Genomic DNA, 18,209 nt, shown 5'->3' on the forward strand with positions numbered 1-18,209 from the left:
AGCATTTGCATGACTTCATCCGCCGACCAATTGCCTGCGCTCGCGCAGTGCGCCCACCGCATCCGCCGCTACGCGCTGCGCATGGGCGAAGTCCAGGGCCAGGGCTATATCGGCCAGGCCCTGGGCTGGGCCGACGTACTCGCCGTGGCCTACGGTCACGCGCTCAACTTCAGGCCGCAAGACCCCAAGTGGGAAGGTCGCGACCGCTTCCTGCTCTCGCACGGCCACTACGCCATCGCCTTCTATGCGGCGCTGATCGAGGCCAGGATCATTCCGGAAGAAGAGCTGGAGACCTACGGCAGCGACGACAGCCGCCTGCCCATGTCGGGCATGGTCACCTATACCCCGGGCATGGAGATCTCGGGTGGATCGCTGGGCCAGGGCCTGCCGATTGCCGTCGGCATGGCGCTGGGCCTGCGCCACAAGCAAAACCCGGCGTTTGTCTACAACTCGATGTCCGATGGCGAGCTCGACGAGGGCTCGACCTGGGAGGCGGCCATGTCGGCTGCCCACCACGGCCTGTCCAACCTGATCTGCCTGGTCGACATCAACAACCAGCAGGCCGACGGTCCCTCGACCAAGGTGCTGGGCTTCGAGCCGCTGGCTGACAAATGGGCTGCCTTCGGCTGGCATGTGCAGCGCGTCGATGGCAACGACCTGGCGGCCGTGCTGGCCGCCTTCGACCGGGCCCGCGCGCTCACCGAAGCCAAGCCGCGCGTGATCCTGTTCGACACGCTGATGGGCAAGGGCGTGCCCTTCCTCGAAACGCGCGACAAGAACCACTTCATCCGCGTGGACCCGTCCGAATGGCAGCAGGCCCTTGCTGTCCTTGATCAATCGCAGCCCGCAGGAGCAGTCGCATGAACACCGTTGCAGCCAAGAAACCCCGCCTCACCACCTCCGCCATGATCGCGTCCATCGCCAGCGAAGGGCAGCGCGTGACAGCCGCGCCTTTCGGCAAGGCCCTGGTCGAACTGGCCGCCAGCCGGCCCGAGATCGTCGGTATGACCGCCGACCTGGGCAAGTACACCGACTTGCACCTGTTCGCCCAGGCCTACCCCGAGCGCTACTTCCAGATGGGCATGGCCGAGCAATTGCTGATGGGCGCGGCCGGTGGCATGGCCAAGGAGGGCCTGCTGCCCTTCGTGACCACCTATGCCGTGTTCGGCACCCGCCGCGCCTACGACTTCATCCATCAGGTGATTGCCGAGGAAAACCTCAACGTCAAGATGTGCTGTGCCTTGCCCGGCCTGACCACCGGCTACGGACCCAGCCATCAGGCGACCGAGGACATGGCCATGATGCGCGGCATCCCCGGCCTGACCATCATCGATCCCTGCGATGCGCTCGATACCGAACAGGCCGTACCGCAAATCGCCGCCCACCAGGGCCCGGTGTACATGCGCCTGCTCCGCGGCAGCGTGCCCCTGGTGCTGGACGAATACGACTACAAGTTCGAGCTCGGCAAGGCCAAGATGCTGCGCGAGGGCAATGATGTGCTGGTGATTTCCAGCGGCATCATGACCATGCGGGCGCTGGAGGTGGCCAAGTTGCTCGAGCAGGACAACATCGGTGTCGCCGTGCTGCATTGCCCCACCATCAAGCCGCTCGACGAGCAGGCGATCGTGGCTGCCGTGGGCCACAAGCCCCGTCTGGTCGTGGTGGCAGAAAACCACTCGGTGATTGGTGGCCTGGGCGAGTCCGTCGCCTCGACGCTGTTGCGCCACAGGGTGCAGCCGGCCGGTTTCCAGCTGGCGGGTCTGCCGGACCAGTTCCTGGACGCGGGGGCGCTGCCGACCCTGCATGATCGCTATGGCATCAGCCGCGATGTGCTGGCGGTGCGCATCAAGGACTGGTTGCGCTGAGCTTGTCCCGGAGGCGACCCAGTGCTGATGCGGCCGGCGGTCACCTCTCCTACATGACATGGACTGGAAGACAAAGATGAAATCCGTTTTGGTGGCCAACCGAGGCGAGATCGCGATCCGCGTGATGCGGGCCGCGACCGAGATGGGACTGCGCACGGTGGCGGTCTACTCGCACGAGGACCGCTTCGCGCTGCACCGCTTCAAGGCCGACGAGGCCTACCGGGTGGGCGCCGGCCAGAAGCCGATCGCCGCCTACCTCGATATCGCCGAGATCATCCGCGTGGCCAAGGAAGCGAAGGTCGATGCGATCCATCCGGGCTACGGCTTCCTGTCCGAGAACCCCGACTTCGCCGATGCCTGTGAGGCCGCTGGCATTGCCTTCATCGGCCCCCGGGGCGACGTCATGCGCACCCTGGGCAACAAGGTGGCGGCGCGCAACCTGGCGCAGTCGGTCGGCGTGCCGGTGATGCCAGCGACGCCGCCGCTGTCGCGTGATCCTGACGAGGCACTGGCTGCCGCGGCCGAGATCGGCTACCCCGTCATGCTCAAAGCCAGCTGGGGCGGGGGCGGGCGCGGCATGCGCATCATCCAGAGCGAGCAGGAGCTCCTGACCCAGATGCCGGTGGCGCGCAGCGAGGCGCTGGCGGCGTTCGGCAACGACGAGATCTACCTCGAAAAGCTGGTGCAGCGCGCGCGCCATGTCGAGGTCCAGTTGCTGGGCGACTGCCATGGTCACCTGTTGCACCTGTTCGAGCGCGACTGCACGGTGCAGCGGCGCAACCAGAAGGTGGTCGAACGCGCCCCGGCGCCCTACCTGGACGCCGCCACCCGCCAGGCGCTGTGCGAAGCCGCGTTGAAGCTGGGCCGCGCGGTCAACTACACCCACGCCGGCACGGTCGAATTCCTGATGGATGCCGACAGTGGCGCCTTCTACTTCATCGAGGTCAACCCGCGCATCCAGGTCGAGCACACCGTGACCGAGCAGGTCACCGGCATCGATCTGGTCAAGGCTCAGATCGCCATCACCCAGGGCGCCGAGATCGGCGTGGCAGGCGCTATCGTGCCGGTCCAGCACGACATCCACCTGCGCGGCCATGCCTTGCAGTGCCGCGTTACGACCGAGGACCCCGAGCAAGGCTTCGTGCCCGACCATGGGCAGCTCTCCACCTACCGCTCCACCGGCGGCTTTGGTGTGCGCCTGGACAGCGGCACCGCCTACTCGGGCGCGGTCATCACCCCCTACTACGACAGCCTGCTGGTCAAGGTCACCACCTGGGGCACGAGCGCCGAGGACGCGATCGCGCGCATGGACCGCTCGCTGCGCGAATTCCGCATCCGCGGTGTGGCGACCAATCTGGCCTTCCTGGAGAACCTGATCGACCACCCGCTGTTCAGGAGCGGCGAGTGCACCACCCGCTTCATCGACCAGACGCCCGAGCTGCTCAAGGTCGCACCCCGGCGCGACCGCGCGACCAAGCTGCTCAAGTACCTGGGCGAGGTGACCGTCAACGGCCACCCCGAGATGAAGGGCCGCAGCCTGCCGAGCCTGCCGCTGCCCGTCGCCATCAAGCCGGCCTGCGACCTGACCCAGCCGCCACCGGCGGGCACGCGAGAACTGCTCAAGACCTTGGGTCCAGCCACCTTCGCCCAGTGGATCAAGGCGCAGCAGCGCGTGCTGTTGACTGACACCACCATGCGCGACGCCCACCAGTCGCTGCTGGCGACCCGCATGCGCAGCCACGACATGCTGGAGATCGCGCCGCACTACGCGCGCCTGGCGCCCGGACTGTTCTCGCTCGAATGCTGGGGTGGCGCCACCTTCGACGTGGCGATGCGCTTCCTGGGTGAAGACCCCTGGCAGCGCCTGGCGCAGATCCGTCAGGCCGTGCCCAATGTGCTGCTGCAGATGCTGCTGCGCGCGTCGAATGCGGTGGGCTACACCAACTACCCCGACAACGTGGTCAAGTTCTTCGTGCAGCAGGCAGCGAAAGGCGGCATCGACGTCTTTCGCGTCTTCGACTCGCTCAATTCGGTCGACAACATGCGGGTGGCGATGGACGCGGTCAACGAGACCGGCGCGCTGTGCGAGGCCGCCATCTGCTACACCGGCGACCTGTTCGACCCGAGCCGCAGCAAGTACGACCTGGCCTATTACGTCCGAATGGCCAAGGCGCTGGAGAAGGCCGGCGCCCATGTGCTGGCGATCAAGGACATGGCCGGTATCTGCCGCCCGCGTGCTGCCAGCGCGCTGGTCAAGGCATTGAAGGAGGAAACCGGGCTGCCGATCCACTTCCACACCCACGACACCAGCGGCCTGGCCGGTGCCAGCGTGCTGGCGGCCGTCGAGGCCGGCTGCGACATCGTCGATGGCGCCCTGGACGCCATGAGCGGCCTGACCTCGCAGCCCAACCTGGGCAGCCTCGTCGCGGCCCTGGAAGGCTCGGCGCGCGACACCCAGCTCGATCAAAGTGCCCTGCGCGGTCTGTCGCACTACTGGGAAGGGGTACGGCGCTACTACGCCCCGTTCGAGAGCGAGATCCGCTGCGGCACCTCGGACGTCTATCGCCACGAGATGCCCGGTGGCCAGTACACCAACCTGCGCGAACAGGCCCGCTCCATGGGGCTGGAGCCGCGCTGGCCCGAGGTGGCCGAGGCCTATGCCCAGGTCAACCGGCTGTTTGGCGACATCGTCAAGGTCACGCCGACTTCCAAGGTGGTGGGCGACATGGCGCTGTTCATGGTCGCCAACGACCTGAGCCCGGAGGATGTGCTCAATCCGGCCAAGGACATCGCCTTCCCCGAGTCGGTGGTGCAGCTGATGCGTGGCGAGCTCGGTTTCCCGGCGGACGGCTTCCCGGCCGCATTGCAGCAGAAGGTGCTGCGCGGCCAGGCCCCGCTGACGGGCCGCCCGGGCGAGCAGCTGCCCGCCGTGGACCTGGAAGCCGCGCGCGAGCAGGCGCAAAAGCTCGTCGGCCACGCCGTCAACGATCAGCAGCTGGCCTCCTACCTGATGTACCCCAAGGTCTACCAGAGCTACAGCCGTCAGCGCTCTCAGTACGGCGATGTCAGCGTGATCCCGACCCCGGCCTATTTCTACGGCCTGCAGGACCACGAGGAGATCGCGGTCACGATTGACCAGGGCAAGACGCTGCACCTGCGCCTCGAGGGCCGCACGCCAGAGGACGATGCGGGTCAATGCCGGCTGTTCTTCGAGCTCAACGGCCAGCCGCGCATGACGCGGGTGGCGCTGCTGGGCGCGGCGGTCAGCGCCAAGGCGCTGCGCCAGGCCGAGGAGGGCAACCCGGCCCAGGTGGCCTCGCCGATGCCGGGTACGGTGGCGCGGGTGGCGGTCAAGCCGGGCCAGCGTGTGCTCAAGGGCGATGTGCTGGCCAGCATCGAGGCGATGAAGATGGAGAGCCTGGTGCTGGCCGAGCGCGAGGCGACGGTCAAGGCGATCCATGTCAGGCATGGCGATGCGGTGCCGGCCAGGGCGCTGTTGATGGAGCTGGGCGACTGAAACTGCAAGGGCGATGGCGAGCCCAGCGCCAAGCAGCAGGCTCAGTCGCGCCAGAGCGTGCCGTCGGCCGCCAGCGTCTCGCCCTTGCGCGCGACGATCAGGCCGTAGGCCTCGGGTCGGCGGTGCAGGTCGAAGTTGAAGGTGCTGCGCTTGTAGACCGCGCAGAAGTCGAGGTCACAGCGCGCGATCGCCACCTCGTCGTCCTTGCTCAGGCAGCGCGTCACCACCTCGCCCGAGGGCGCGACGAGCAGGCTGCCGCCGATGCTGTCCACGCCTTCCTCCAGTCCGCCCTTGGCCACGCCCGCCACCCAGCAGCCGTTCTGGTAGGCGCCGGCCTGCAGCGAGAGCTGGTTGTGGAACAGCGAGAGGTCGTCGTGCTGCGGTGCGGGAGCGTTATGCACCGGCGTGTTGTAGCCGATCAGCACCATCTCGGCGCCCTGCAGCGCCATCACGCGGTAGGTTTCGGCCCAGCGCCGGTCGTTGCAGATCGCCATGCCGATCGTGCCGCCGAAGGCCTGGGTGACGCCGAAGCGCTGCCCCGGCGTGAAGTAGCGCTTCTCCAGGTGCTGGAAGCGGCGCCAGGGCTCGTGCTCGGCGTGGCCCGGCAGGTGCACCTTGCGGTACTTGCCGACGATGCGGCCGCCGCGGTCCACGAGGATGGAGCTGTTGTAGCGCACGCGCATCCCGCCCTCGTCGGCCAGTTCGGCATAGCCGAGGTAGAAACCGACCCCGAGCTGGCGCGAGAGCTCGAACAGTGGCTGCGTCGCCGTGTTCGGCATCTCGCGTTCGAAGAAGCTGTCGATTTCGGCATCGTCCTCGAGGTACCAGCGCGGGAAGAAGGTGGTCAGTGCCAGCTCAGGGTAGACGATCAGGTGGGCACCCAGCGCGTGCGCTTCGCGCATCATCTCGCAGAGCCTGGCGACGACGCGCTCGCGCGTGTCGCTGCGCTGCACCGGGCCCAGTTGGCCCAGCGCCACGTTCACGATTCGGGACATGCAATCTCTCCTGTCGGTTCGGATAAGGGTTCAGCCGGCCCGGTTGGCCAGCCGCGTGATGACCTGCAGCAGCACCTGGGCGCCCTGCACGAGGTGATGGGCTTCGGTGTGCTCGCCTGGGTTGTGGCTCAAGCCGTCCACGCTGGGCACGAAGATCATCGCGCTGGGGCAGACTCGGGCCAGCATCTGCGCGTCATGTCCGGCCCCGCTGGGCAGGCGTAGCGTGCTCAGGCCCAGCTCCTGGGCCTCCTGCGCGACCAGCTCTACCAGCGCCGGATCGAAGGCCACCGGATCGAAGCGCGCCAGGCGCCGGTGACCCAGGACTACACCGTGTTCAGCCGCGCAGCGTGTGGCGAAGCCCAGCATCTCGGCCTCGGCGCGGGCCAGCGCCGCGCCGTCGGTGTTGCGCAGGTCTACCGTCATCACGGCGCGCTGCGCGATCACGTTGACGAGGTTGGGCCGCAGTTCGACCGCGCCCACGGTGGCGAGCTGGCGACCGCCGTAGCGCAGCGCCAGCTCGTGGGCGAAGGCAGTGATTCGCGCTGCCACCAGGCCGGCGTCACGGCGCAGCGCCATCGGCGTGGTGCCCGCGTGGTTGGAGCAGCCCTCTAGCGTGAACTCCAGCCAGCAGATGCCCTGGACGCCTTCGACCACGCCGATGTCCACGCCCTGCTGGTGCAGCACCGGCCCCTGTTCTATGTGCAGCTCGATGAAGCTGTCGACCTGCGGTGCGCCCACCGGCGCCTGGCCCGCGTAGCCGATGCGCTGCAGCTCCTCGCCCACCGTCGCGCCATCGATGCCGCGCGTGGCCAGTGCCTCGGCCAGTGGCAGGCCGCCGACCGCCACCAGGCTGCCCAGCATGTCGGGCTGGAAGCGCGCCCCTTCCTCGTTGGTGAAGAAGGCCACCTCGATCGGGCGGTGCGTGCGCAGGCCGGCCTCACGCAGCGTGGCCACGACCTCGAGTCCTGCCAGCACGCCGTAGTTGCCGTCATACAGACCGCCGGTGCGCACGGTGTCGATGTGCGAGCCGGTCAGCACGGGCGCGCGCTGCTCCGTACCCGCGTAGCTGGCGAATACGTTGCCAATCGCATCCACGCGTACCGTCATGTCGAGCGCGCGCATGCGGTCCACGGTCCAGTCGCGCGCGGCCCGGTCCGCGTCGCTCAAGGCCAGGCGGTTGGTACCGCCGCCGGGCAGGGCGCCAAAGCGGCCGAGTGCCTCCAGGCTTTCGAGCAGGCGCCCGGCATTGATGCGGGGGGCGCCGTTCATGCCGCGCTCCGGTTGGCCACGGCCTGCGCGGTTTCGCCGACCAGCTCGGCGTAGAGCGCCGGATCGGTCGCTGCCTCGCTGCCAAAGAAGAGCAGGCAGCTGTCCGCGTCCAGCCCGAGCGCGCGACTGGCCTCGTCGTCCTGACGCGCAGCGATCGCCGCGGCCAGCCCGGCCACTGCCGATTCGCCGGCCACGATGGTCGGGTCGTCACCGAGCGGGTGGGCCAGCAGGCGCATGCCGGCGACGGCCGCCGCGTCGTCCACGGTGCAGAAGGCGTTGGCGCCCCTTTCGAGGATCTGCCAGGCCAGCAGCGAGACCTCGCCGCAGGCCAGGCCCGCCATCAGCGTATCGAGCTCGCCCGTCACGGCCGTGAGCCGGCCCTGGCGCGCGCTGCGCAGCAGGCAGTCGGCCCGGTCCGGCTCGACCACCACGAACACCGGGCGACGCGCGGGATCGCGCTCCCAGAAGTAGGCGCAGACGGCGGCCGCGAGGCCGCCCACGCCGGCCTGCACGAACACATGGGTGGGCCAGCGGCCGAGCTGTTGCACCGCCTCGTGCACCATGAGCTGGTAGCCCTGCATCACGTCGCGCGGCACGTCCATGTAGCCGGGATAGGAGGTGTCGGAAATCACGAAGCGGCCGTGCGTGCGCGCGTCGGCATCGGCCTGGCGCACGGCGTCGTCGTAGTTGCCCGCCGTCCGCACCACGGTGGCGCCGTACTGCTCGATTGCGCGCTGGCGTCCTTCGCTCACGGTGGCATGGACGTAGATCACGCAGGCGCAGCCGAACATCCTGGCGCCCCAGGCGACGGAGCGGCCATGATTGCCGTCGGTGGCGCAGCTCACGGTGAGCGCCGCGCATTCGGCACGCATGGCGTCGCTCAGCAGGTCGGCGGGGCGCAGCGCCCGGCCGATCTCGCGGCACAACAGGCGTGCGACGGCGTAGGCGCCGCCCAGCGCCTTGAAGCTGCTCAGTCCGAAGCGCGAGCCCTCGTCCTTGTAGTGCACCGAGGCCACGCCGATCGCGGCAGCCAGCGCGGGCAGGCCGCGCAGCGGGGTGGGCTGGTAGCCAGGCCAGGCCGTGAGTTCCGCCTCGGCCTGGGCCAGGGCCGGGGCGCCGAGCACGGCGCTGCGGGCGGCGCCATAGGACTCGCTGCGTTCGAAGGCGGGGTTGGGGAACAGGTCCAGGGTCAGGGAAGGCAATATGGGCATGGGAAAGGTCCGGAAATGGTTCATGCGAGGGATTCGAGGTCACCGAGCGCTGCATGCAGCTGCTCGATGCGCGCCAGCCTGGCTTGCGCCCGGCTGTGGCTCTGGGTCGCCACGGCGGTGGCCAGGTAGTTCACGAGGCTGATCGCGCAGACATAGGAGTCGAACAGGCCCTCCTCGGCGGCGGCGGTGCAGCGCAGCACCACATCAGCCTGGCCAGCCAGCACCGACACCGGAGCGTCGCTGAGCAGCAGCACGCGCACGCCGGCGCCACGAGCTGCCTCCAGCATGACGGGCAGTCGGGTGCTGCGGCGGCGCAAGTCCACGGCCAGCAGCAGATCCTTGTCGCCCAGGCCTGCCAGCTGCTCGGCCTCGCGGCCCGCGGCCTCGTTGAGCAGCTGCACCTCGGGACGCACCTGGGACAGCAGTGCCTGCGCGTAGAACGCGGTCACGTGGCTGTGGCGGTAGCCCAGCACGCCCACCCGGCGCGCCCGCACCAGCAGCGGTATGGCTGCCTCCAGCGTCTGCTGGCTCATGTCGCTGGCCCAGGCCTCCAGGCGCCGGGCGTCGTTGCGTGCGTGGGCCTGCAGCTGCGCGAGCGCCGTGTCGCTGCGCTGCACCTGAGCCATGCGCGCCAGCGGCGAGGTCTGCGCCTGCTGCTCCCGCACCTGCTGGCGGAACTCTTCGAAGCCGGCATAGCCCAGGCGGCGGAAGAAGCGCGCTGCGCTGGACTTGGAGGTGCCGGCCATGGCGGCGAGCTCGGTTGCCGAATAGCCCAGCAGCGCCTGCTGGCGCGTCAGCACCACGTCGGCGAGCCGGCGCTCGGCGGCCGAGAGCTGCTCATGGACCTGCCGGATGCGTTGTTCCAGCGGAAGCGGTGGGGATCTCATGCCTGTGCTCCTTCCTTGTGCATGGCCCCCACTTTGGGGCGGCCCTGCACGATATTGAAACCTTTGTTCCATGCTCATGAAACTGCGAAACCGGAATTTCATGTGGAACAAGCTTTTCAAGCAAGACGGATGCCTGGAACAGTGGTGCCATGACGCCACAGAGGAGAAAGCGGCGGCCTCCCGCTCGCGGCGAGGGCCTCCTGCCCGCACGGCGCACAGGCTGGCACGCATCGTGCTGAACCATGGCACCCCAACCCTCTTTCAACGAAGGTCCAACGCCATGAAATTCAAGCTCTCTGCCCTGGTCTACGGCGTGCTCGCCGGTCTCTCGCTGGTCACGTCGGCTGCGGTGCACGCGGACGATTCGCTCAGCAACGTGCTGGCCAAGAAGTCGATTGCACTGGGCATTCCCACCGATTACCCGCCCTATGGCTTCATGGGACCGGACTTCAAGCCGCAGGGCGTGGATGTGGCGACGGCGCAGCTGATTGCCGACAAGCTCGGCGTCAAGGCCGAGCTGGTGCCGGTCAGCACGCCCAACCGCATTCCCTACCTGCAGTCGAGGAAGATCGACCTCATCGTCTCGGCCCTGGGCAAGAACGAGGAGCGCCAGAAGGTGATCGACTTCACCGTCGCCTATGCGCCGTTCTACCAGGCGGTGTTCGGCCCCAAGTCGATCAGCGTGAAGAGCTTTGATGACCTGGGTGGCAAGACCCTGGCCGTGACGCGCGGCACCATCCAGGATGACGAGCTGCAGAAGGTGGCACCCGCCACGCTGAAGATCCAGCGCTTCGAGGACGACAACGCCACCATCGCGGCCTTCGTTTCGCAGCAGACCCAGTTCGTGGCCGTGGGCGCGGCGGTGGCCGCTGTCGCGGTGCAGAAGAACCCCAAGCTGCAGGCCGAGTACAAGCTGCTGATCAAGGATTCGCCCAACTTCATCGGCGTGCGCAAGGGCGAGACCGCCTTGCTGAACAAGGTCAACGAGATTCTGCGCCAGGCCAAGACCGACGGCACGCTCGAAGGTTACGCCCAGCGCTGGCTGGGCCGCGGCCTGGGCAAGCTGCCTGACTGAAGCGCGCAACGGGGCGGCGGCGGTGCCGCCCATTGCGTCAATCGACCTTCACATTCGACGGGCTTTGCATGATGGATCTGGATTTCGCTGCGGTGCTCGGGCTCTGGCCCATGCTCCTCAAGGGTCTGCTGTTGACGGTGGCGCTGAGCGCCGTGGCGTTGCCGCTGGGCCTGGTGGCGGGGATTGCCGCCGCCTGGGTCCGGCTGCATGGCCATCCGGCCTTGCGTGTCGTTGTCGCGGCCTATGTCGAGCTGTTCCGGAACACGCCCTTCATCATCCAGCTGTTCTTCCTGTTTTTTGGCCTGCCTTCGCTCGGCGTGCGGCTGTCACCGGCCCTGGCCAGCGTGATCGCGATGGTGCTGAACCTGGGCGCCTACGCCGGCGAGATGGTGCGCGCCGGGGTCGACGCCACGCCGCGCGGCCAGATCGAGGCCGCGCAAAGCCTGGCGCTGAACCGCTGGCAGATCTTCACCCGTGTCGTGCTGCCGCCGGCGCTGCGCCGCGTCTGGCCGGCGCTCGTGGGGCAGATGATCCTGGTCATGCTGGGCTCGGCCGTCTGCGGCCAGATCTCGACCGAGGAGGTCTCCTACGCGGCCAACCTGATCTCGAGCCGCACCTTCCGCAGTTTCGAGTCCTACATCGTCGTCACGCTGATCTACCTGGGCCTGGCGGTGCTGATGCGCCAGTTGCTGAACTGGATCGGTCCGCGTCTGATTTTCGGTCGCTGAACCGGGAGCTTCGTCATGGTTGAATTCACCTTCTGGGACATCGCCCGCCAACTGCTGATCGCCCTGCGCTGGACCGTGGGCCTGTCGCTGATCGCCTTCGCGGGTGGCAGCCTGCTGGGCCTGCTGCTGCTCGTGCTGCGCACGGCCCGGCTACCGGGCGCGGTGCGCGGCGTGTCGCTCTACGTGCAGCTGTTCCAGGGCACGCCGCTGCTGATGCAGATCTTCATGGTCTATTTCGGCCTGGCACTGGCCGGCATCAACGCCTCGCCGCTGTTGGCGGCCTCGGCCTGCCTGATTCTCTATGCCAGCGCCTACCTCTGCGAGATCTGGCGCGGCTGCGTCGAGGCCGTGCCGCGCGGGCAGTGGGAGGCCTCGGCCAGCCTGGCCATGGGCTTTGGCCAGCAGTTGCGCCACGTGGTGCTGCCTCAAGCGGCGCGCCTGGCCATCCCGCCCACGGCGGGCTTCCTGGTGCAGATCGTCAAGGGCACGGCGCTGACTTCGGTGATCGGCTTCGTCGAGATCACCAAGGCCGGCCAGCTGATCGCCAACGTCACCTACGAACCCTTCCTCGTCTACGGCTGCGTCGCTGCGCTCTATTTCGCGCTGTGTTTCCCGCTGTCGCTCTGGAGCCAGCGCCTCGAGCGCCGCTTGCGTCCTGCTTCCCGCTGAACCGGATCTGCCCATGTCTTCCACTCTCTTCTCCCCCGCCACCGTGCCGCTGGTGGACATCCGCGGCCTGCGCAAGTGCTACGGCAACCACGAGGTGCTCCAGGGCATCGACCTGCAGATCCACCGCCAGGAGGTGGTCTGCATCATCGGCAAGAGCGGCTCGGGCAAGAGCACGCTGTTGCGCTGCATCAACGGCCTCGAGCGCTTCCAGCAAGGCACGCTCACGGTCCATGGCCAGCCGCTGCAGCCCGACCGGGCCGATGCCCTGCGTGAGTTGCGCCAGAACGTCGGCATGATCTTCCAGAACTTCAACCTGTTCCCGCACCTGAACGCCGGCCGCAACGTCATGCTGGCGCCCAGCCTGGTCAAGGGCTTGCCCAAGGCCGAGGCGCGCCGGCGCGCCGAGCAGCTGCTGGCGCGCGTGGGACTGGCCGACAAGTTCGAGCATCTGCCCGAGCAGCTCTCGGGTGGCCAGCAGCAGCGCGTGGCGATCGCCCGCGCGCTGGCCATGGACCCCGAGGTGCTGCTCTGCGACGAGGTGACCTCGGCCCTGGACCCTGAACTCGTGGGCGAGGTGCTGCAGGTGGTGGAGGATCTCGCTGCGCAGGGAATGACTCTGGTCATGGTCACGCACGAGATGAACTTTGCGCGCAAGGTGAGCCACCGCGTCGTCTTCATGCACCAGGGCAAGGTGCACGAGGTGGGGCCGCCCGAGGCATTGTTCGGTGCGCCGCGCACGCCGGAGTTGCGCCAGTTCCTGGCCGCCTTGCCCTGAGATCACCAGGGATCGACAACATGGACCGGCCTCAACCCGTGAACCCCATGCTGCGTCGCTCCCTGACCTCGGGTTTGAGCCGGTGCTCGGCCTCGAGCTGTTCCAGCCAGCCCTCGGGGTCGAGGGACTCCTGCAGGATCTCGAGCTGGCGGCTGACCGCCGCGTAGTCGCCCAGGCAGAGCTGGTCCAGCCGCAGCAGGCGCGTGCGCCAGGCCGGCTCCAGCGGCGCATCGACCGCACCGAGCGCCTCGCGCGCGAACAGCGCCAGCCGCTGCTCGGGCCGCAGTGGCTTGAACAGGATCTTGAAGCTGAAGCGGCGCAGCGCGGCGGCGTCGATCCGTTCCAGCAGGTTGGTGGTGCAGACGAAGACGCCGCGAAAGCGCTCCATGCCCTGCAGCATCTCGTTGACTTCGCTGAGCTCGTGGTGGCGCTGCGCTGCGCGCCGGTCGAGCAGGAAGCTGTCGGCCTCGTCGAGCAGCAGCAGCGCCTGTTCGGCTTCGGCCTCGGCGAACATCGCGGCCATGGCCTGTTCGGTCTCGCCGACGAACTTGCCGAGCAGGTCGCTGGCCTGGCGCACCATCAGCGGCCGGCCCAGCGCCTGTGCCAGCTGCTCGGCCAGCGCGGTCTTGCCGCTGCCCGGCACGCCGTGCAGGCAGAGCGAACCATGGCCGCGTGCGCGCAGCGCCTCAATGATGCGGGGCAGCTCGTGGCGCGATTCGGTGTTGAGCCATTCCAGCCCGTAGCCGAGCGGATTCGGCCGGCTGGCTGCCCCCTGGCGCCGGCCCAGCGCCTGGTCGGCCTGGCGCAGCTGGCGCTCGATCAGCGCATCCCAGCGCGGGACGGCTGCCTCGGCTGGTTCCGGCTGCGCGGCGCTGTCGCCGGCCACCAGGCGCGCGAAGCGCACCGCGGTGCCGATCTGCGCTGGCGTCAGCCCGCTGCGTCCGGTCAGGCGCGCGACCAGCTCGGCCGAGCTCGGCACGCCTTCGAGCGCCTTGCGCACCAGCTGCTCGCGCGCGCCCGGCGGCGGGCTGCCAAGCTCGAGGTGGTAGGCGAAGCGGCGCCGCACGGCCGGGTCGATCTGCTCGATCCGGTTCGTCACCCACAGCGTGGGCACCGGGTTGTGTTCGAGCAGCTGATTCAGCCAGGCCTTGCCGCCCGCGCCCGGCGCGGTCGCACTGCCTTCGCCGCGCCGGCTGGCTGTGCTGTCTGGCGCCGGGAACACATCCTCGACCTCGTCGAACAGCAGCGCCGAGCGGGCCGTGCCCTGCAGGAACACCTGCGCGATTTGCAGCGAGCGGTAGCGGTCGCGTCCGCTCAGCGCATGGCCTTCGCGGTCGGCGCATTCGACCTCGAACAGCTCGAGTCCGGCCGCCTGTGCCACCACGCGCGCGAGCTCGGTCTTGCCGGTGCCGGGCGGGCCGTAGAGCAGCACGTTGACGCCGGCCTGCTGCTGCGCGACCGCCGCGCGCAGCAGCGCGCAGAGCAGGGCGGCGTCCTCGCGCACGAAGTCGAAATCTGCCAGCGCCAGGCCGGAGCGCGGCGCCGGCCGGGTGAAGACCGCCATCAGCTCGTGGCGGTCGCGGTACTCGCGCAGCAGCACCGGCGGCAGCCGCTCGCTGACCTTCATGAGGTCGGCCAGGTCGGTGATGTTGTGTTCGGGCAGCAGGTTCTCGAGCAGGCCGATGCGCTCGAGCCGGCTGCCAGCGCGCAGCGCCTCGGCCAGCTGGGCCGGTGCGGCACCCGCGACCTCGGCGATCGCCGCGTAGGCCTCGTGCGCATTGCCGACCTTGAATTCGAGCAGCAGCGCGCGCAGCTCGCGCTGGTAGCGCGCCAGCGTGCCGTAGCGCAGCAGGGCGCGTTCGGCCGGATTGAGCTGCAGCAGTTCGCCCAGTGCCGCGATGTTGCGGTCGAGCAGGCTCTGCTGGCCGTCCAGGTGCCGGCCCAGCCAGGCGCCTGCGCTCGCGAGCAGCACCCGGATGTCCTTGGGCGCTTCGCGCGCATAGTCGTCGAGGTGGAAGAACAGGGTGCCTTCCTCGTAGGGCCCGAGCCAGATGCCGAAGCGGTCGAGCCAGGCCCGGTCGTCCAGCCTGGACTGGCCCTGCCACAGACCGTCGTCGTCGCCACAGCGCCGCAGCAGGAAAGCACGCAGGCGCTGCAACACGCCCAAAGGCCAGACCAGGTGGCGGCCGGTCAGCCCGAGCAGCGGCACCAGCTCGCTGCGCAGGTTGAAGCGTGGCCCGAGCCGGGCCGCCAGCGCGAGCACGAACTGCGAGCACATCAGGTCCAGTGTCGGCGCCTGTTCGAGTCCGGCCGGCAGCAGCAGCCGGCCCTGGCCGGGCGACAGGGCCGGGCCGGCCTTCGGCTCCTGCGGCAGGAGCTCGGGCGCGGCCGGCGCGGGCGGGCAGGCTGGGGCCGCCACCCATGTCTGCGCCGGCGATGTCGAGCGTTTGGCCATGCTGCTACCTCTTGCGGGCAACCCCGAGGTCGCCGATGCGCGAACCATAGCGCAGCCCGGCCGGCGCGCCAATAGGGGAAGCCATGCGCCCCGATCCGGCCTGGATTGAGTGTCGGCATGGGTTCATGCATTTTTTGCATGATTCGACGCTAGGCAGTTTCATGGCGGTTTCGTAAAATAGTCCACCTTGGCCGATACCGGGGCTGTTGGCGGGTCCAGACTGCGCCTGACAGCCCTTTGCTTGCTTGAACGCGAGTGATACCGGGCGCCGACCGAGGACTGGTTTTCTTGCCGGAAAAGGGATATGGAAACACGTCATGACCGACGCTTTTCCATATCGCTTTTTTATTCTCTGGAGCCTTTCCCATGAACGCACCCGTGCTGCAGGGCATCAATGCCCCCGCCTACGTCAAACATGCCAAGCTGATCGCCTGGGTCGCCGAGATGGCCGCCCTGTGCAAGCCGGCCAGCATCTACTGGTGCGATGGCTCGCAGGAAGAGTACGACCGCCTGTGCCAGCAACTGGTTGATGCCGGCACCTTCAAGAAGCTGAATCCGGCCAAGCGCCCGGGCAGCTTCCTGGCCTGCTCCGACCCGTCCGACGTGGCCCGTGTCGAGGACCGCACCTACATCTGCTCCGAGAAGAAGGAAGACGCCGGCCCGACCAACAACTGGATGGCCCCGGTCGAGATGCGCGCCACCCTGAACCCGCTGTTCGACGGCTGCATGGCCGGCCGCACCATGTACGTGGTGCCGTTCTCGATGGGCCCGCTGGGCTCGCACATCGCCCATATCGGCGTCGAGCTGACCGACAGCGCCTACGTCGCCGTCAACCAGAAGCTGATGACCCGCATGGGCAAGGCTGTCTATGACGTGCTGGGCACCGATGGCGACTTCGTCCCCTGCATGCACACCGTCGGCGCTCCGCTGGCCGAAGGCGAAACGGACAGCACCAGCTGGCCCTGCAACCCGACCGTCAAGTACATCGTCCACTACCCCGAGACGCGCGAGATCTGGTCCTACGGTTCCGGCTACGGCGGCAACGCACTGCTCGGCAAGAAATGCCTGGCGCTGCGCATCGCTTCCACCATGGGCCGCGACCAGGGCTGGCTGGCCGAGCACATGCTGATCCTCGGCGTGACCAATCCCGAAGGCAAGAAGTACCACATCGCGGCCGCCTTCCCGAGCGCCTGCGGCAAGACTAACTTCTCGATGCTGGTGCCGCCGGAAGCCGGCTTCGCTGGCTGGAAGGTCACCACCATCGGCGACGACATCGCCTGGATCAAGCCGCACGCTGACGGCAAGATGTACGCGATCAACCCGGAAGCCGGCTACTTCGGCGTGGCTCCGGGCACCAATATGCAGACCAACCCGAACTGCATGCGCTCGCTGGACAAGAACGTGATCTTCACCAACGTCGCGCTGACCGACGACGGCGATGTCTGGTGGGAAGGCATGGAGAAGGACGGCGGCGGCGTGCCGGCGCACCTGATCGACTGGCAGGGGAAGGACTGGACGCCCGAGATCGCCAAGCAGACCGGCGCCAAGGCCGCGCACCCGAACTCGCGCTTCACCGTCGCCGCGACCAACAACCCGGCGCTCGACGCGCAGTGGGATGACGCCAATGGCGTCGCGATCGACGCCTTCATCTTCGGCGGCCGTCGCTCCAACACCGTGCCGCTGGCGACCGAAGCCCGCACCTGGATCGAAGGCGTCTACATGGCCGCGACCATGGGCTCCGAGACCACCGCGGCCGCCTTCGGCGCCCAAGGCGTGGTGCGCCGCGACCCGTTCGCGATGCTGCCGTTCTGCGGTTACAACATGAGCGACTATTTCCAGCACTGGCTGGACATGGAGAAGAAGCTCGAAGCGACCGGCCACACCCTGCCCAAGATCTTCTGCGTCAACTGGTTCCGCAAGGGCGCCGATGGCAAGTTCGTCTGGCCGGGCTACGGCGAGAACATGCGCGTCATGAAGTGGATGATCGACCGCCTCGAAGGCCAGGCCCAGGGCGAAGACCATGCCTTCGGCATCAGCCCGACCTACGAAGAGATCAACTGGGAAGGCCTGGACTTCAGCCGCGAGCAGTTCGCGTCGGTCACCGACATGAACGCCGAGGACTGGAAGGCCGAGCTGGCGCTGCACGACGAGCATTTCGACAAGCTGGCCTACCACCTGCCGCAGGAACTGGTCGCGACCAAGGCCCAGATGGAAGCCCGCATCCTGGGTCAGTGATGAGCCCAGGCGGGACTTGAGTCCCGCCCGGTCCCGCAGGACCGAACCCGCAAAGCCCGCTCAAGCTCCGGCCTGCAGCGGGCTTTTTGCTGTCCAGGGGCCTGCAGCCCTTTCAGTACAATCGCCGGCCCGACGATCGGCTCTCTAGGAAGTTCCATGCATTACTCAGTCTCCCACCACAAGCTCAACCTGGTCCTGGCTGCCCACGGACTGTCCTCCGGCGATGCCGGCGGCATCGACAAGCTGTTCGGTGGCGCCGATGGCTATTACTGGTTCGGCACCCTGCGCGACCTGTGCCCGAAGGGCGCGACCATCACCTGGGAGAACCAGTACGAGATGGTCAAGGCGATCCAGGCGCACGAGAACGCCACCGCCGAGGAAGACGAGATGAAGCCGCAAGTGCCGAGCGCGGCCAATATCGCGGCCCTGTCCAAGCTGCTGTGCGATCCGATCTGAGTTGAGCTGAACCGGCCTCGATCCCGGCCGTCACGACCCTGGCCCCCGTCGCATAATGGCGGAAAAGCTCAG

At 68.1% G+C, this 18,209-nt stretch carries 14 protein-coding genes; 9 read left to right on the forward strand and 5 right to left on the reverse strand.

Annotated features, from left to right (window positions below):
* Positions 1-9 precede the first annotated feature (9 nt).
* Genes C6P61_RS01265 through C6P61_RS01275 form a run of 3 tightly spaced genes read left to right on the forward strand, consistent with a single transcriptional unit; the run spans position 10 to position 5,382 of the window.
* Positions 10-864 carry a transketolase gene (locus C6P61_RS01265; protein WP_105728110.1) on the forward strand — a complete coding sequence of 285 codons (855 nt, stop codon included), beginning with the start codon at positions 10-12 and terminating at the stop codon, positions 862-864.
* Complete coding sequence (locus C6P61_RS01270) at positions 861-1,865, forward strand: transketolase family protein (protein WP_105728111.1); 1,005 nt, start codon at positions 861-863, stop codon at positions 1,863-1,865. The genes C6P61_RS01265 and C6P61_RS01270 overlap by 4 nt, the downstream gene beginning before the upstream one ends.
* 58 nt (positions 1,866-1,923) lie before the next feature.
* Positions 1,924-5,382, forward strand: a complete 3,459-nt coding sequence (locus C6P61_RS01275) for a pyruvate carboxylase (RefSeq protein WP_105728112.1) — start codon at positions 1,924-1,926, stop codon at positions 5,380-5,382.
* A gap of 41 nt (positions 5,383-5,423) precedes the next feature.
* Here C6P61_RS01275 and C6P61_RS01280 read toward each other — a convergent pair whose 3' ends face one another.
* Genes C6P61_RS01280 through C6P61_RS01295 form a run of 4 tightly spaced genes read right to left on the reverse strand, consistent with a single transcriptional unit; the run spans position 5,424 to position 9,744 of the window.
* Positions 5,424-6,377, reverse strand: a complete 954-nt coding sequence (locus tag C6P61_RS01280) for an N-carbamoyl-D-amino-acid hydrolase (RefSeq protein ID WP_105728113.1) — start codon at positions 6,375-6,377, stop codon at positions 5,424-5,426.
* 30 nt (positions 6,378-6,407) lie between these two features.
* Positions 6,408-7,646: a Zn-dependent hydrolase gene (locus C6P61_RS01285; RefSeq protein ID WP_105728114.1), complete on the reverse strand. Its 1,239-nt coding sequence runs from the start codon at positions 7,644-7,646 to the stop codon at positions 6,408-6,410.
* On the reverse strand, positions 7,643-8,857 hold the full coding sequence (locus tag C6P61_RS01290; RefSeq protein WP_105728167.1) for a diaminopropionate ammonia-lyase: 1,215 nt from the start codon (positions 8,855-8,857) through the stop codon (positions 7,643-7,645). Before C6P61_RS01290 ends, C6P61_RS01285 begins: the two co-directional genes overlap by 4 nt.
* A 20-nt stretch (positions 8,858-8,877) precedes the next feature.
* Positions 8,878-9,744 (reverse strand): MurR/RpiR family transcriptional regulator, encoded by an 867-nt coding sequence (locus C6P61_RS01295; RefSeq protein WP_105728115.1) that lies wholly within the window; start codon positions 9,742-9,744, stop codon positions 8,878-8,880.
* Positions 9,745-10,024: 280 nt separating this feature from the next.
* Here C6P61_RS01295 and C6P61_RS01300 point away from each other — a divergent pair, with 280 nt between their 5' ends.
* From C6P61_RS01300 to C6P61_RS01315, 4 genes are all read left to right on the forward strand, one after another.
* The gene (locus C6P61_RS01300; protein WP_105728116.1) at positions 10,025-10,819 is read left to right on the forward strand and encodes a transporter substrate-binding domain-containing protein; all 795 of its coding nucleotides are present in this window, start codon (positions 10,025-10,027) and stop codon (positions 10,817-10,819) included.
* A gap of 71 nt (positions 10,820-10,890) precedes the next feature.
* Positions 10,891-11,547, forward strand: coding sequence for an amino acid ABC transporter permease (locus tag C6P61_RS01305; RefSeq protein ID WP_105728168.1), 657 nt, complete (start codon positions 10,891-10,893; stop codon positions 11,545-11,547).
* A gap of 15 nt (positions 11,548-11,562) precedes the next feature.
* Positions 11,563-12,216, forward strand: a complete 654-nt coding sequence (locus tag C6P61_RS01310) for an amino acid ABC transporter permease (RefSeq protein ID WP_105728117.1) — start codon at positions 11,563-11,565, stop codon at positions 12,214-12,216.
* Positions 12,217-12,229: 13 nt separating this feature from the next.
* Positions 12,230-12,991: an amino acid ABC transporter ATP-binding protein gene (locus C6P61_RS01315; RefSeq protein ID WP_105728118.1), complete on the forward strand. Its 762-nt coding sequence runs from the start codon at positions 12,230-12,232 to the stop codon at positions 12,989-12,991.
* 31 nt (positions 12,992-13,022) lie between these two features.
* On the opposite strand, the gene C6P61_RS01320 is transcribed toward C6P61_RS01315, so the two are convergent.
* Positions 13,023-15,446, reverse strand: a complete 2,424-nt coding sequence (locus C6P61_RS01320; protein ID WP_105728119.1) for an AAA family ATPase — start codon at positions 15,444-15,446, stop codon at positions 13,023-13,025.
* A gap of 366 nt (positions 15,447-15,812) precedes the next feature.
* Here C6P61_RS01320 and C6P61_RS01325 point away from each other — a divergent pair, with 366 nt between their 5' ends.
* Both C6P61_RS01325 and C6P61_RS01330 read left to right on the forward strand, forming a co-directional pair.
* Positions 15,813-17,681, forward strand: a complete 1,869-nt coding sequence (locus tag C6P61_RS01325; protein ID WP_105728120.1) for a phosphoenolpyruvate carboxykinase (GTP) — start codon at positions 15,813-15,815, stop codon at positions 17,679-17,681.
* A 156-nt stretch (positions 17,682-17,837) separates the two neighbouring features.
* Positions 17,838-18,137 carry a hypothetical protein gene (locus tag C6P61_RS01330; protein WP_105728121.1) on the forward strand — a complete coding sequence of 100 codons (300 nt, stop codon included), beginning with the start codon at positions 17,838-17,840 and terminating at the stop codon, positions 18,135-18,137.
* Positions 18,138-18,209 lie beyond the last annotated feature (72 nt).

It is taken from the genome of Malikia spinosa (assembly GCF_002980625.1).
GTDB lineage: Bacteria > Pseudomonadota > Gammaproteobacteria > Burkholderiales > Burkholderiaceae_C > Malikia > Malikia spinosa.

Excerpts from the sequence above, each read along its gene's own strand:
- C6P61_RS01270 (WP_105728111.1), top strand. The coding sequence starts at position 861 with ATGAACACCGTTGCAGCCAAGAAACCCCGCCTCACCACCTCCGCCATG.
- C6P61_RS01265 (WP_105728110.1), top strand. The coding sequence starts at position 10 with ATGACTTCATCCGCCGACCAATTGCCTGCGCTCGCGCAGTGCGCCCAC.
- C6P61_RS01330 (WP_105728121.1), top strand. The coding sequence starts at position 17,838 with ATGCATTACTCAGTCTCCCACCACAAGCTCAACCTGGTCCTGGCTGCC.
- C6P61_RS01290 (WP_105728167.1), bottom strand. The coding sequence starts at position 8,857 with ATGCCCATATTGCCTTCCCTGACCCTGGACCTGTTCCCCAACCCCGCC.
- C6P61_RS01305 (WP_105728168.1), top strand. The coding sequence starts at position 10,891 with ATGGATCTGGATTTCGCTGCGGTGCTCGGGCTCTGGCCCATGCTCCTC.
- C6P61_RS01325 (WP_105728120.1), top strand. The coding sequence starts at position 15,813 with ATGAACGCACCCGTGCTGCAGGGCATCAATGCCCCCGCCTACGTCAAA.
- C6P61_RS01310 (WP_105728117.1), top strand. The coding sequence starts at position 11,563 with ATGGTTGAATTCACCTTCTGGGACATCGCCCGCCAACTGCTGATCGCC.
- C6P61_RS01275 (WP_105728112.1), top strand. The coding sequence starts at position 1,924 with ATGGACTGGAAGACAAAGATGAAATCCGTTTTGGTGGCCAACCGAGGC.
- C6P61_RS01315 (WP_105728118.1), top strand. The coding sequence starts at position 12,230 with ATGTCTTCCACTCTCTTCTCCCCCGCCACCGTGCCGCTGGTGGACATC.
- C6P61_RS01295 (WP_105728115.1), bottom strand. The coding sequence starts at position 9,744 with ATGAGATCCCCACCGCTTCCGCTGGAACAACGCATCCGGCAGGTCCAT.
- C6P61_RS01300 (WP_105728116.1), top strand. The coding sequence starts at position 10,025 with ATGAAATTCAAGCTCTCTGCCCTGGTCTACGGCGTGCTCGCCGGTCTC.
- C6P61_RS01285 (WP_105728114.1), bottom strand. The coding sequence starts at position 7,646 with ATGAACGGCGCCCCCCGCATCAATGCCGGGCGCCTGCTCGAAAGCCTG.
- C6P61_RS01320 (WP_105728119.1), bottom strand. The coding sequence starts at position 15,446 with ATGGCCAAACGCTCGACATCGCCGGCGCAGACATGGGTGGCGGCCCCA.
- C6P61_RS01280 (WP_105728113.1), bottom strand. The coding sequence starts at position 6,377 with ATGTCCCGAATCGTGAACGTGGCGCTGGGCCAACTGGGCCCGGTGCAG.